Below are 13,535 nucleotides of genomic sequence, written 5' to 3'. Positions count from 1 at the left end.
TAATTTTCGTTATTTGATCTTCAGCGGTTTTCCACGGACGTTGACGCCATTGGTACTCATCTGTTCGCCCAATCGCTCGATGTCCGCCATCAACTCTCTCGACAGACTTTGGCAAGTGGTGTTGGCAAGGTGCGGCTGCAGCGCCTGCCACGCTTCCAAGGTCTGCTGGTAAGCCTCCCCCACATCGCCACGCTTCTCCTGCTGAGCGGCTTTGTCGCTTACTCGACGCGCAAAGGCGATGGCGTCGCCTGGGTTGTCGAACTTCGCGTCCGACTGCACTGAACTCGCTGAACTCGTAGGGGAGCTCTCTTCAGGTGCGGTCGATCCAGCTTCCGAAGGTGTTCCAGCCCCCGTCCCGTTGGTACCCGGCTCGCCCGCAGCTTCACGGCTCGTAGGCTCAGGCTGCGGCGGGGAGGAATCATCTGTTTCGCTTGCGGGCTCACCTGTCACCTCACTGTCTGGTTCCGCGGCGGAAACCTCAGAAACTGGACTCTCCACGACTTGGGTCTCCGTTGCCTCGTCGCATGACTCGGTTTCCTCGGCTGCAGTGGACGACTCACTCACCGGCTCCTGGCGCATGCAGCCACCCGTGCCGATGCACCAACCCAACACGCAAACTGCCAAAACACGATTCAACATCATTCGTTTCCCTCCATCCAATTGGCGAAACTGTCATGATCCTGGGCGGCTTGTGGCGTCGCCATACTTGCCGGCGTAGCACGTGGTTGGCGTCCTTGCTGATCTATGAACCTCGTAAGTAGTTCTTGCGTCCCCGACGTATTTCTTTCAATGGCCAGCAGCAGTCGACTAAGTTGGGCGAAAAGTAGGATCAAGGCGACGACAATGCTTCCGACAAACCAATAACCGAGAGCCATTCCCAGCGCCGTAAATACATCTTCTGTTGAGCGATAGTCAGCCTCCACTGCGGCCACAGCGATTAGGGGAAGGAGGCCAGTAATCAGCACCAATAGGGCAGTGATTCCAGCGACAATTTCGAAGAGGATGCACAAGTACTGTAGAGGCCAAAACCTCGGGTCGATTCTCCGCGACTTGCGATGCTGGTGACCGACGGAATAGTCGGCCTCGACGGGTGCTGGCTCGCTGTGGGATAGAGGGGGTGCAGGGGGCATCTCGAAGCCGGACGGCCCAGGCCAACTTGTGTTCGCGCGGACTTCCGCTACCGGCTCGTATCTCTCCAGCTCGAACCGCTCGCCACAACTCGTGCAACGCGTTCGCTTCCCCAGCACCCCCTCGGGCACTTCGAACTCTTTCAGGCAATGGGTGCAGCGAGTGGTAACTTGCATGAATGACAACGAGGCGGCGGGAATGAGGTAGTTCGCTGGGGAGTGTGGAATGCCGGAGTGGCGTCTATCGGCCCGGCGGACGATCAGGAGACGTACCAATGCGAGCCAGCAAGATCTCGTGCTCGCCGTTCCGAGCGATCACATCGAACCGCAATTTGGCGTTACCTTGCAGCTCTTTGCCCAATTCGATCACCTACTTGAGGTCTTCTATCGACTCGGCGATCTTGGGCAGTGATTTCTCGTAGCGACGGATCGAACTTCTCGCTTTGGTGTGCTGCTGCTTGAGGGCGACCAGCCGACCTGAAATAGCCGCCGCTTCGCTGTTGTCGCTGGGGCGCCGCGATCTGAGCCTGGCCGCCTCGGATTCGATCCGTGGGATGGCACTTCGCGCCGCCGCCAGATTCGACTCGCTTTCGGATTGTGAACGCTGTAGCCCGATAGCCGTTGAGCGTATCGAATCTCCCACCAGCGGCTTGCGACGTTTGCGACTATCGAAATAGCTAGCTCGCACGCGGAGTTCTGCACCCTCCTTTACTTCCGCCAGCTCAATTTCCAACTCGCTCGGAATCGAACCCTCCCGCCGCACTTTCTGCGAGTCGCCGCGCTCGATCGTGGCCTGCCCTCCGGCAAACTCGAACGGCACGTCAATGCCATCGATCGGTCGCATCACGATGCTCAAGTCTCCCGCCGACGGCAGGTTCTTCACCTCAATTGGCACTCGCTGCAGAGGGTTCTCCAAGTCCAGCGCAATTGCCTCTAGCTCTACCGGCTCGCGGAGGCCAATAGTGTGCTGCTCTCCCTGCCACTCAAGCCGAATCATCGCGTTGGCAAGCTCAGCGGCATGGACGGTCGGGTTCTCTGGATTCCAGGTCAAACAGAGCTGACCCTCCTCGACCGAGATCGTAGCGATAGGCTCCTCCAGTAGCCGTCCCGGAGCCGGCGGAAGCGGTCCACTATCGGGCGGACGCGGGACGGGGACAACCATGATCGAACACGTCGCACGATTCTGTGGCTGCCGCTGCACCTCGAACGTGTAGACTCCCGACACCAGCACAAAATCATTCACTAGCCGCACGTCGCACTGCTCGAACGTCACGGCGTCCAGTTGGCCGAACACGATGCTTCGGGCGGTATCCTTATCGGTCGCCGCGCCTTGGGAGTCGAGGATCGTGGCCTTATCAATCAACCCTGAGAAGGGGCTGGCGGATGCGGGAAGGCAGGACCCCAAACATCCAAATGCGATGGCCGTTGCTATTAATATACTATGGCGATAGTGCTTCCTTACCATGTCCCCCCCAAAGAGGCATTAGTAGTCGAGAAAAGGGTAGTCCATTGGACTGCTCATTTATTAACCCTTCAATTTACCCACGGCCCATCGGAGGCACAACCTAATTATGGTTGGCGAGCGGCTTTGTAGTAGTTTTTGGGGAGTGCTGGTCAGAAGAATCGGCGTGCGACCGCTACAGAATTGGATGAATCGCCATGCCGCAGTCGTTGAACCGGTAATTGCAGTCGGCCCCTATTACCCAACCTGCATAGATGCCAGAGCTCGGCGATATTCGTTCCGATCGCTATTGTGCGTTACTTGACGAGTCTCCAGCTCAATTTCACCCTACCGACTGGCGTAACGCAGCGCGGAACGCTGACGATGCAGCCCACTGGAACCCTGGCTATACTTAAACGCTGTTTTCACCTGTCCCCTGATGAGTTCCGTGGTGCATAGCGGTGGATAAGTCTTCTCTAACTGAACGCGACATATGTACCAAGTACATCACGCCGGCCCTCCGGGCGGCGGGGTGGGATGTGCATACACAGATCCGAGAGGAGTTCAAAATCACCGATGGACGCGTGATTGTCCGGGGAAAGACCACGACTCGGGGCCCTATCAAGCGCGCCGACTACGTCCGCTTCTACAAGCCCAATATCCCTATCACCGTCATCGAGGCCAAGGACAACAACCATACCGTTGGCGATGGCATGCAGCAGGCCCTGGGGTACGCCCACCCGGATTGCCTGAATGTGCCCTTCGCCATCAGCAGCAATGGCGACCGATTCTTGGTCCACGACCACACGGGTACGTTCCCGCAGACGGAATTTGAACTCGGGCTCGATGAATTTCCCTCGCCCGACGACCTCTGGCAGCGCTATCGGAAGTGGAAAGGCCTCGATGCCAGTACCGAAGCCATCGTAACGCAGGATTTCCACGACGATGGGTCCGGCAAGATGCCGCGGTACTACCAGCTCAACGCCATCAACCGGACGATCGAGGCCATCGCCAAGGGCCAGGATCGTGTGCTGCTTGTGATGGCGACCGGCACGGGCAAGACCTACACGGCCTTCCAAATCATCTGGCGTCTATGGAAGGCTGGGGCGAAGAAGCGCATTCTGTTCCTCGCCGATCGCAACATCTTGGTCAATCAAACGAAGACCAACGACTTCAATCCGTTTGGTGCCGCGATGACCAAGGTCGAGAAACGCCTCGCCGACAAGTCGTTCGAAATCTATCTCGCTCTCTATCAAGCTTTGACTGGACCAGACGAAAGCCACAAGGCCTATAAGAAGTTTTCGCCCGACTTCTTCGACCTCATTATCATCGACGAATGCCACCGCGGTAGCGCGAAGGACGACTCGGCCTGGCGCGAGATACTCGAGTACTTCACCGCGGCATCTCAGATTGGTCTCACCGCCACCCCCAAAGAGACCAAGTACGTCTCGAACATCAACTACTTCGGCGAGCCAACCTACACTTACTCGCTCAAGCAGGGCATCGACGACGGCTATCTGGCCCCTTACAAAGTGGTCCGCATCGACTTCGATAAGGACCTTGCCGGCTGGCGTCCCACATCAGGTCAACTCGACAAGCATGGCGAGGAGATCGAGGATCGCATCTACAACCAGAAGGATTTCGACCGATCGCTCATCCTCGAAGAGCGTACGAAGTTGGTGGCCAAGAAGGTGACCGAGTTCCTCCAGGGTACCAATCCCTACGACAAGACCATCGTTTTCTGCGAGGACATCGACCATGCCGAACGCATGCGGCAAGCGCTCGTTAATCTCAATCCGGCCCTGTGCGCTGCCGACTCACGATACGTGATGCGCATCACCGGCGATAATGAGGAGGGAAAGGCTCAGCTCGATTTCTTCATCTCGCCCGAAGAACGCTATCCGGTCATCGCAACAACCAGCAAACTGATGACCACCGGCGTCGATGCCAAGACCTGCAAGCTCATCGTGCTCGATCGCCGCATCCAGTCGATGACCGAGTTCAAGCAGATCATCGGCCGCGGCACGCGCATCGACGAAGATTACGGCAAACTCTTCTTTACCATCATGGACTTTAAGAAGGCCACCGAATTGTTCGCCGATCCCGACTTCGATGGCGACCCAGTGCAGATCTACCAGCCGGGCGAAGGCGACGCGCCGGTACCCCCCGAAGAAGGTTCGGACGAGCCTCCCACGGAAGGCGGAGAGGACGAACCCGGGGTAACAATCATCGATCCGATGGAACCCGGTGGCGGAGGTGGCATCCTCACCGACCCGCCCAGACGGCGAAAGTTCGTCGTTGCAGGCGTTTCTGTGACCGTAGTGTCCGAGCGGGTGCAGTACTATGGCCCCGACGGTAAACTGATCACCGAATCGCTGAGGGACTACACGCGCAAGACCGTGCTCAAGGACTACCGGTCGTTCGACGATTTCCTCCAGGCGTGGACTACCGCAGATAAGAAGGCGGCGATCGTCAAGGAACTCGAAGAACATGGCGTGCTGTTCGAGCCTCTTGCAGACGAAGTGGGCAAGGACTTCGACCCCTTCGACCTGGTGTGCCACGTAGCGTTCGACCGTCCGCCGCTCACTCGCCGCGAGCGCGCCGAGAACGTTCGCAAGCGGGATTACTTCGCTAAGTACCAGGACAAGGCGCGGCGGGTGCTCGAATCGCTGCTCGACAAGTACGCGAATCAAGGACTTCGTGCCATCGAAGACATGGACGTCCTCCGCGTAAAGCCGATCGATGAGCTTGGAACCCCCGTCGAACTCGTGCAACTGTTCGGCGGACGCAAAGGGTACCTCGACGCCTTGGCAGATCTAGAACGAGCCCTGTATGCGGAGGCTGCTTAGTTGAAGGGCAAGATTTTCAACATCCAGGACGATGGGCGACTCGTCGAGATGAGTCAAGAGGGATTCGTTTCGGAGGACGCGTTTCAAACTTTGCTCCAGGACTATCCTGATCTCCTGGCTGGCGATCAGATACAGAGTGATTCACCGCGACGCTGGTTATTAGTTAGCCGCGAGTTGGGCGTTGCCGACGAGCTCGATGGCTCGGACCGCTGGTCGCTGGACCATCTATTCATCGATCAAGACGGCATCCCAACGCTTGTAGAAGTCAAACGTGCCACCGACACGCGACTCCGCCGTGAGGTGGTGGGGCAAATCTTAGACTACGCAGCAAATGGTGTCGTCCACTGGCCGCTTGAGAAACTGCGGGCCGCCTATGAACAACATTGCAACACCGGTGGGGTTGATCCTCAAGAGAAACTGATTCAATTTCTTCCCGACGGAGTTGAGCCCGAGCAGTTTTGGCAGAGCGTCAAAAGCAATTTGCAGTCCGGGCGGGTGCGGATGTTGATCGTCGCCGACGAGATCCCCAAAGAGCTGCAGCGAATCATCGAGTTTTTGAACGAGCAACTGGATCCGGCAGAGATACTTGCCGTTGAGATACGTCACTTTGTCGGCCAAGGACTCAAAACCCTTGTGCCACGCGTTATTGGGCAGACTGCAGAGGCTCAGGCCCGCAAACAGGTCAGCGGTACCCGCAAGCCGCCACTCACCGCCGAGGAGTTACAAAGCATCGCCGACGAGAACGGAGTGGGCGAAGTGTTTAGATCCCTGGCAGCCGCGGCACAGACAAAGTTTGACGCAGTCCGCACGACTCGTAGCAACCTCGGATTCGATGGCATCGGCCCCAACGGGTCGTCGAAACTCGCGATGCTGGGACTTTACCCGGCGATCGGCAACGGACAGCAGGGCCTATACATGGAATTCTACGTGGATCGCATCGCTCACTACTGTGGAATACCCCGCCAAGCGTTGCTCAAGTCGCTGCCATCCCCGTTGAAATTCCGTCCGTACGATGACGGAGAAGTGGGCTCCGGGTACATTAAGTCCTTCGCCGAGGTGCAGCCGCTTTTGGCTATCCTGCCAAATCGGCCACAGTAAGCAGAATTAGATCAGGGAAGTCCGCGCCAATTCAAGGAAGATTACACGCCCCCTATGTCGATCTCCACCACCGTTAAATCCATTCAGGACATCATGCGCAAGGATGCGGGCACCTATGGGGATGCCCAGCGGATTGAGCAGTTGGCGTGGATGTTCTTTCTCAAGATTCTCGACGACCGCGAGGCCGAAGAGGAAATCCTGACGGACGACTACAAGTCGCCGCTCAAGGACAAATTCCGCTGGCGCAATTGGGCGGCCGACGAGGAAGGGATGACCGGCGAGGCGCTGCTCGACTTCGTCGACAACCGCCTGCTCAAAGAACTCAAAAGCTTGCCAACCGGCGCGGGGGGTAATCCCCGCGCGGCCGTCATTCGCATGGCGTTCGTCGATGCCAACAACTACATGAAGAATGGCACGTTGATGCGGCAGGTGGTCAACAAGATCAACCAGGTCGACTTCAACAGCAGCAAGGACCGCCACCTGTTTGGCGATGTCTACGAGCAAATCCTCAAAGACCTGCAGTCGGCTGGCAACGCGGGCGAGTTCTACACGCCGCGGGCCGTCACGCGGTTCATGGTCGAGCAGACCGATCCGAAGCTTGGCGACTCGATCCTCGATCCTGCGTGCGGCACCGGTGGCTTTCTGACCGCCGCCATCGACCACGTTCGCACCCACGAAGTCAAAACCGCCAAGCAGGAAGAGAAACTGCAAGCCTCGATCCATGGCGTCGAGAAGAAACACCTGCCGCACATCCTGTGCATCACCAACCTGCTGCTGCATGGCATCGACGTGCCGCTACAGGTTCGGCACGACAACACGCTTCGCCGGCCGCTGCGCGACTATGGCCCCCGCGATCGCGTGGACGTGGTGGTCACCAACCCGCCGTTTGGTGGCATGGAGGAAGATGGCATCGAGCTCAACTTCCCCAAGGCGTTTCAAACCCGCGAGACGGCCGACCTGTTCCTGGTGCTCATCATGCACCTGCTGAAGCCGGGCGGGCGGGGGGCGATCGTCCTGCCCGACGGCACCCTGTTCGGCGAAGGCGTGAAGACGCGCATCAAAGAGCGGCTGCTCAACGAGTGCAACCTGCACACCATCGTCCGGCTACCCAACGGCGTGTTCGCCCCGTACACCGGCATCAAGACCAACCTGCTGTTCTTCACTAAGGGCCATAAGGGCGACACCGCCGCGACGCGCGACATCTGGTACTACGAGCACCCCTACCCAGCGGGGGCGAAGAGCTACAACAAGACCAAGCCGATCCGCCTCGAAGAGTTCGAGCCCGAGCGCCGCTGGTGGGGCCAACCCGACGCCCGCGGTGGCTTCAAAGGTCGCAAAGCGAACGAACAAGCGTGGAAGGTCTCGGCCAAGCAGATTGCCGAGAACGGGTACAACCTCGACATCAAAAACCCCCACTCCACCGACACGGGGCCCGGCGACCCTGACCAACTGCTGACCGAACTGAACGAAGTCGAGTCGAACATCCGCGCAACCCTCGGCCGACTACGCGAAGAACTCGCCACGGCACTGGGGGGCGCGTAAGGATGATCGATTCGATAGCGATGGAGCGCGTGGTCCGCGAGACCACCCCGGCACAGATGCTGTTAGACAACCTCGAAATCTTCGCCACCGCGCCGGGCGGCGTGGCGAAGCTGCGGGAGTTGATTCTTGAATTGGGGCTACGTGGACAACTGACTCAGCAACTCGCCGGGGAAAGTGCGTTGCCGCTTCTTGACACTGTCCGAGTTGCCAGGCAAAAGCTGATGGATGAAGGTGTGCTAAAAACTGCCGCCTTGGTTGAGCCGGTGTCTCCCAAAGACATACCATACGAGTTGCCGGCCAGTTGGGAGTGGATTCAAATCGGTGACGCCCTGCGTTTGTTCAATGGTCGCGCGTTTAAGCCCACCGAATGGAGCACCTCGGGGCTCCCGATCATCCGTATCCAGAATTTGAACAACCCCAATGCACCATATAACTACTGCAATTTTGACGTCGGGGAGAAATTCCATGTTCGCGCAGGGGACTTTCTAATAAGCTGGTCGGGCACGCCGGGGACATCGTTTGGCGCGTTCGTTTGGTCAGGCGGTCACGCTGTACTCAACCAGCACATTTTTCGGGCAGAGATCGTCGGTGATGTCTACCAGAAAGAATTGCTACGGCTCGCCATCAATGTTCGACTGGATGAATTGATCGCTCAAGCGCATGGCGGTGTGGGTTTGAGACACATTACCAAGGGGAAGCTGGAGAAGGTATGCATTGCCCTCCCACCACTCGCCGAGCAAAAGCGAATCGTCGCGAAGGTCGACGAGTTGATGAAGTTATGCGACGATCTGGAGACCCAGAACACCCGCCGCACCCAGGTCCGCACCGCCGCCAGCCGCAGCTCACTCGCCCAGCTCACCACCAGCAACACCCGCAGCGAGCTCGAACAAGCCTGGCAGCGCGTGAACGACCACTTCAGCGCGCTCTACGCCGTCCCCCAAACCCTCGGCGAACTGCGGCAAACCATCCTGCAACTCGCCGTGCAAGGAAAGCTGGTGCCGCAGGACCCGAAGGATGAACCGGCCTCCGAACTCCTAAAACGCGATCTGAAACTACCTGATGGCTACAAACGCAAGAAAAAGATCGTGAAGCGAACACCGGTCAATGCACCCGCTGCACTATTCGTCAAATTGCCGAGTTCGTGGGAGTACGTGATCGTTCAAGATATGTACGATCAAAAGTTGATTATTGACTACGCCGATGGTAACCACGGATCGCTTTACCCGCGAAAGAATGAGTTCGGTGAGGCAGGAGAGATTTTTGTTTCTGCAAAAGACATTAATGGTGGCCGTGTCTACTGGGACAGATGTAGCAAATTGAACACGGAGAAAGCAAAGCAGTTGACGAAGGGTTGGTCAGAGGGTGGCGACATTTTGCTTACTCACAATGCGACTGTCGGGCGCGTCGCACGTGTCGAACCAGAAATGGGACGATTCCTATTGGGCACGTCGGTCACGTACTACCGATTGAACGAGCAGGCGCTCAACAGCGATTATTTCTATTTCGTGCTTCTGAGCCCCCTCTGGCAAGCACAACTCGAAGCCATCATGGCTCAGACTACTCGCAATCAAGTCAGCATCCAGAAGCAGGCATTTTTTCAAGTCCCGCTACCACCTCTGGGCGAGCAATCACGCATCGTCGTGAAGCTGGACAGCCTGTTCGCCGGGCTGGACGAACTCGCCACGCAGCTAGACTCCCGCGGGCGGACGACGCAGCAGTTGTTAGAAGCGGCGATTCACGGGGTACTGGAGGGGGTGTAGTGCTGCGTCGTCAACGGAACATGAGGTACTAGGTGATGCACTTGCTTAGAGTTCAATCGGCCTGCCCAAGATGCGAACTCGTGGTCACAGCTCAGACGCTGGGAGAATCCCTGGAACTCTACTGTTCCATTTGCCAAGCATCGATTGCCAGCGCGACTGCTATCGAGATCCTTGGGTTTATTTACGTACTCACAAACCCGCGGATGATTGATCTCTATAAGATCGGCGTCACAGAAAAAGACCCGAAGCAGCGGGCGCATGAAATTAGTTCCGCAACGGGCGTTCCCGAGCCCTATGAGGTCTTGGTCTACTACCCATCGACATCTCCGATGCAGGACGAAAGAGCAATCCATCTCGAACTTGGCGATGCCCGCAGCAATCCTGCGCGCGAGTTCTTCTCAGGAGACCTGCCAACCATTCTTGAAAGCTGCAAAAGAATAACCGGTTTCGACCCAGTATACTTGGATAGCAGAGTGCAAGCCTTGAATAATCCAGGTTCATTTGACCCCTGGCTACGCTTCCGACAAAAGCAAAGTATGGTGACAACGGAGAAGGTCGTTCGGGTCGTAGTTGAACGGGTACTCGCGATCACACCAACCAATACAATGAAGTGGAGCTACAAGTGCCCCAGATGCGCAGGGCCTCTCAAGAAGGCGAAAAAAGCGCAGTTGGTGGGGCAAGGCGTCTTTGCCTATTGCACTCCGTGCAAGTTGTACGTCAACAACGACGGTTGCTCACTCCGCGGTATCGAGTAACTTCCCGCTTTCAACTCACGGTACCAATTCAGACCTCCCATGAACGAAGAAGAACTGCTTCGCGATTTTGTAAGGGCCGATTCGACAACCGATGGAGTCGCGGTCTTCGTCCGAGAGTTATGGTGCGATGGCCCTGGTACCCCCGTCCATCACTGGACCAAGGTGGAGACGCTTCCAACTACCACCTCCGAGGTCACCATCCGGGCAACGATGAAAGCTTTGTTGGAAAACGAGCGCTACTTCCGCGTCTGCCCCGAATGTTTGGAGCGCAAACCAGATGGCCTGATGATGGACTCCTACTGCCAAAGCTGCGGAGCAGCGAATCACGGTATCGTCTTTTGATGTTCGCCATCATGTATAGGAAAAATCGTCACGTGGAGAAAATATGAGCAGCGCACAACCCACCGTCCGAGAGATGTGTCGCCAAGCCGTTGAAGCCTTAGGCGGCGCCACAACCAACACCGCCGTCAAGAACTGGGTACAGCAGAAGTATCCGGGCACGAAAACCAACACCATCCAGTGCCAACTGATCGCGGCAACTGTGAACCACGATTCCCGCATCCACTACGGCGTAGCGACGAAACCGCGACTTGCCAATGACCCCAACGGCGATATTTTCTATCGGCCAGCAACGGGGCAAGTTGAGCTGTATGACCCAGCAACACACGGTAGTTGGGAGATCTACGAGAAGTCGGACGGCCGGCTCGGAGTTCGTATTGTTGAGGCGACCATCGTTGATCCCGTCGACGTTTCCGGGAGCTCCTTCGCCGCCGAGGCACACCTGCGCGACTACTTGGCCCTTCACCTCGACGAAATCGAGCCGGGCCTGCAGCTCTACGTGGGCGAAGGCGACAAAACCGGCGTGGAGTTCATCACCCCAATCGGCCGGATCGATATACTCGCCATCGATAAGGACGATTGTTTCGTCGTCATCGAGCTCAAAGTATCGAAAGGCCCTGACGCCGTCGCTGGTCAGATATTTCGTTACAAGAACTGGGTCAAGAAGCATCTGGCAGCCGGCAAACCCGTCCGCGGCATCATTATCGCCCAGCACATCACCGACAAAATCCGCTACGCCATCTGTGACGACCCAGAAGTAAGTGCGAGGGAATACGAAATCCAGATCAAGTTGAAGAGCGTGGCGGGGTTGTAGCTTTCGGACGTGAAGCGAGGGGGTAAAGGCGACATCACGGGCGGATAAGTTTACCGCTTCACCTTAGAAGTACGCTATCAGCCATACAATTCGCACCGAGGGGAATCGCTAGTTATCATACGGAGTCGGTTACGCGCAATTCCATCAAAGGAGAATAGCGATGAGGGGCATTTTCGTTGCTGCTGTTCTTGCGGCCTGCCAGGGGGCGATCGCTGGTGAACCAGCCACCATTGATTTCGAGCGCCCATCCATCGGCGCTGGGTTACTTCCTGTATCTGAAACAGAGTGGCCGTGGGAGCATGCACAGGAGAACTGGCCGGTGAGAAGGGGTGGCGTAGTTGGGGCCATTGTCCCCAAAGGTCCAGCAGCAAATGCAGGTATGGTGATAGGAACGATTGTAGAGAAAGTTAACCGAAAGACAGTCGAATCGACCGATGATCTACTTTCCGTCTACGGGGAATTGAAGCCCGGCGACGAAGTGCCTGTCATATTTCATACCTACGAGGCGGCCGGCAGAAATCGCGTCCGGTGGCGAAAACGGACTGAGAAGCTAAAACTGATTACCTACCGCGAGTCCCTGGACCTTCGAGCAAGGAAGTGGCAGGTTGATGCCACTGGTGCTACGGTCTACGACAATAACTCCACTAGTGAATCAAACAATGTGAATGAGGTGAGCGCAATGGTTGTCGAGTCGGGCAAGAACTGGTTGCCCGCGATGCGGTTTCGCTGCACCAACAAAGATTGGCTATTTGTTAAGAAGTACACGGTTGTCGTTGGCGGCGACCGATTTGTGATCGAACCCAAGTACGACAAGATACTGCGTGACAATGACCACGAGGATTGTTGGGAATGGACGATTGTAATGGCAGACGAAAAAGACAATCCCGAAAACTGGAAGATGCTGAACGCGATTGCCGACGCTAGAGGCGAAGTGCAAGTGGTTTTCCACGGCGACACCTACGACAAAACGCACGCACTATCATCAGAAGAACGAGTTGGGATACATGAGATGCGAGACCTGTACTTGAGCAAACTTTCCCAGTAGCCACCGCACTGTTTCTTCTGTGGGTTGATTGCGAGTTCCAACGTCAGACTTTTTATTGGCATGAATTCTCAAAGATCCAAGTACACTCCTGGGGGAGGTGTCGAGGACAATTGCCCTAGCGGCGCACTCACCCAAACAGCTTCCCCACCCCCTCATCGTCCACCGCCACGTGCAGATACCCACTGGTGATACTCACATTGGCATGCCCCGCCGCATCCCGGACCTCCGCGAGCGTCCGACCACCAGCGAGCGCATGACTAATAAACGTGTGCCGCCCGTGGTGAATGGTCAGCCGATCAAGCCGCTTCGCGCCAAGCACTTTGCACGCCGTGCGAAATCGCTTGCGGAGCGTGTGGCGTGACAATGGGCTGCCGAGACGGCCCGAGTTCTGGCATCCCACGAATTGATCGTCAGCCGCGGCGCCTTGAGAGATCCGCTCCTCCTTCCACGCCGCCAGATCTCGGAGCGTCCCCTCGTCCCACCACAGCGGCACCACCCTTGGCCGATTCCCCTTGGCGGCCCCAGCCCGGACCCGAATGTGCGGCCGCGCGAGATCCACCACGATGTCGCCTAAGTGAAGCTGGGCAATCTCACTGACCCGCATGCCGCAACACGCCGCCAGCCGAAACACCACGCGGTTCAGCCGCGTGTTCTTCGACCGCGGCGCCTTCCGGTGCAGATCCGCCAACACAGCTGCAAGCTCTTTACGGGTGAGGATCTTCATGGGATCGGCCAACGGCGAATGGGCGGTCTTCATTGGGAGTT

Annotated in this window: 11 protein-coding genes; 8 read left to right on the top strand and 3 right to left on the bottom strand. The window is 57.2% G+C overall.

Annotation, left to right across the window (positions count from 1 at the left end):
* Nucleotides 1–9: 9 nt before the first annotated feature.
* Together SH292x_RS08405 and SH292x_RS08400 are read right to left on the bottom strand one after the other, a co-directional pair.
* Nucleotides 10–279: a hypothetical protein gene (locus SH292x_RS08405; protein ID WP_442485148.1), complete on the bottom strand. Its 270-nt coding sequence runs from the start codon at nucleotides 277–279 to the stop codon at nucleotides 10–12.
* A 1,218-nt stretch (nucleotides 280–1,497) separates the two neighbouring features.
* Nucleotides 1,498–2,490, bottom strand: coding sequence for a hypothetical protein (locus tag SH292x_RS08400; protein WP_442485147.1), 993 nt, complete (start codon nucleotides 2,488–2,490; stop codon nucleotides 1,498–1,500).
* A gap of 539 nt (nucleotides 2,491–3,029) precedes the next feature.
* Here SH292x_RS08400 and hsdR point away from each other — a divergent pair.
* From hsdR to SH292x_RS08360, 8 genes are all read left to right on the top strand, one after another.
* On the top strand, nucleotides 3,030–5,417 hold the full coding sequence (gene hsdR / locus SH292x_RS08395) for an EcoAI/FtnUII family type I restriction enzme subunit R (protein ID WP_442485146.1): 2,388 nt from the start codon (nucleotides 3,030–3,032) through the stop codon (nucleotides 5,415–5,417).
* Nucleotides 5,418–6,515 carry a hypothetical protein gene (locus SH292x_RS08390; protein ID WP_442485145.1) on the top strand — a complete coding sequence of 366 codons (1,098 nt, stop codon included), beginning with the start codon at nucleotides 5,418–5,420 and terminating at the stop codon, nucleotides 6,513–6,515.
* Nucleotides 6,516–6,569: 54 nt separating this feature from the next.
* Nucleotides 6,570–8,057: an N-6 DNA methylase gene (locus tag SH292x_RS08385; protein WP_442485144.1), complete on the top strand. Its 1,488-nt coding sequence runs from the start codon at nucleotides 6,570–6,572 to the stop codon at nucleotides 8,055–8,057.
* 20 nt (nucleotides 8,058–8,077) lie between these two features.
* Nucleotides 8,078–9,817, top strand: a complete 1,740-nt coding sequence (locus SH292x_RS08380) for a restriction endonuclease subunit S (protein WP_442485143.1) — start codon at nucleotides 8,078–8,080, stop codon at nucleotides 9,815–9,817.
* An 80-nt stretch (nucleotides 9,818–9,897) separates the two neighbouring features.
* The gene (locus SH292x_RS08375) at nucleotides 9,898–10,572 is read left to right on the top strand and encodes a GIY-YIG nuclease family protein (RefSeq protein ID WP_442485142.1); all 675 of its coding nucleotides are present in this window, start codon (nucleotides 9,898–9,900) and stop codon (nucleotides 10,570–10,572) included.
* Nucleotides 10,573–10,611: 39 nt separating this feature from the next.
* Nucleotides 10,612–10,914: a hypothetical protein gene (locus SH292x_RS08370; protein ID WP_442485141.1), complete on the top strand. Its 303-nt coding sequence runs from the start codon at nucleotides 10,612–10,614 to the stop codon at nucleotides 10,912–10,914.
* A 43-nt stretch (nucleotides 10,915–10,957) separates the two neighbouring features.
* Entirely contained in the window at nucleotides 10,958–11,725 is a 768-nt protein-coding gene (locus SH292x_RS08365) for an endonuclease NucS domain-containing protein (RefSeq protein ID WP_442485140.1), read from the top strand.
* Nucleotides 11,726–11,885: 160 nt separating this feature from the next.
* On the top strand, nucleotides 11,886–12,770 hold the full coding sequence (locus tag SH292x_RS08360) for a hypothetical protein (protein WP_442485139.1): 885 nt from the start codon (nucleotides 11,886–11,888) through the stop codon (nucleotides 12,768–12,770).
* A gap of 127 nt (nucleotides 12,771–12,897) precedes the next feature.
* On the opposite strand, the gene SH292x_RS08355 is transcribed toward SH292x_RS08360, so the two are convergent.
* A complete protein-coding gene (locus SH292x_RS08355) occupies nucleotides 12,898–13,527 on the bottom strand; it encodes a tyrosine-type recombinase/integrase (RefSeq protein WP_442485138.1) in 630 nt (209 codons plus the stop codon).
* Nucleotides 13,528–13,535: the final 8 nt, after the last annotated feature.

The sequence above is a fragment of the Aeoliella fuhlenseeensis genome (assembly GCF_052161615.1).
GTDB lineage: Bacteria > Planctomycetota > Planctomycetia > Pirellulales > Lacipirellulaceae > Aeoliella.
The sequence above is the reverse complement of the archived record's forward strand: the minus strand, read 5'-3'. Positions and strand labels throughout refer to the sequence as shown.

Coding starts and splice junctions, on each gene's coding strand:
- SH292x_RS08385 (WP_442485144.1), top strand. CDS start 6,570: ATGTCGATCTCCACCACCGTTAAATCCATTCAGGACATCATGCGCAAG.
- SH292x_RS08380 (WP_442485143.1), top strand. CDS start 8,078: ATGGAGCGCGTGGTCCGCGAGACCACCCCGGCACAGATGCTGTTAGAC.
- SH292x_RS08370 (WP_442485141.1), top strand. CDS start 10,612: ATGAACGAAGAAGAACTGCTTCGCGATTTTGTAAGGGCCGATTCGACA.
- SH292x_RS08365 (WP_442485140.1), top strand. CDS start 10,958: ATGAGCAGCGCACAACCCACCGTCCGAGAGATGTGTCGCCAAGCCGTT.
- SH292x_RS08360 (WP_442485139.1), top strand. CDS start 11,886: ATGAGGGGCATTTTCGTTGCTGCTGTTCTTGCGGCCTGCCAGGGGGCG.
- SH292x_RS08355 (WP_442485138.1), bottom strand. CDS start 13,527: ATGAAGACCGCCCATTCGCCGTTGGCCGATCCCATGAAGATCCTCACC.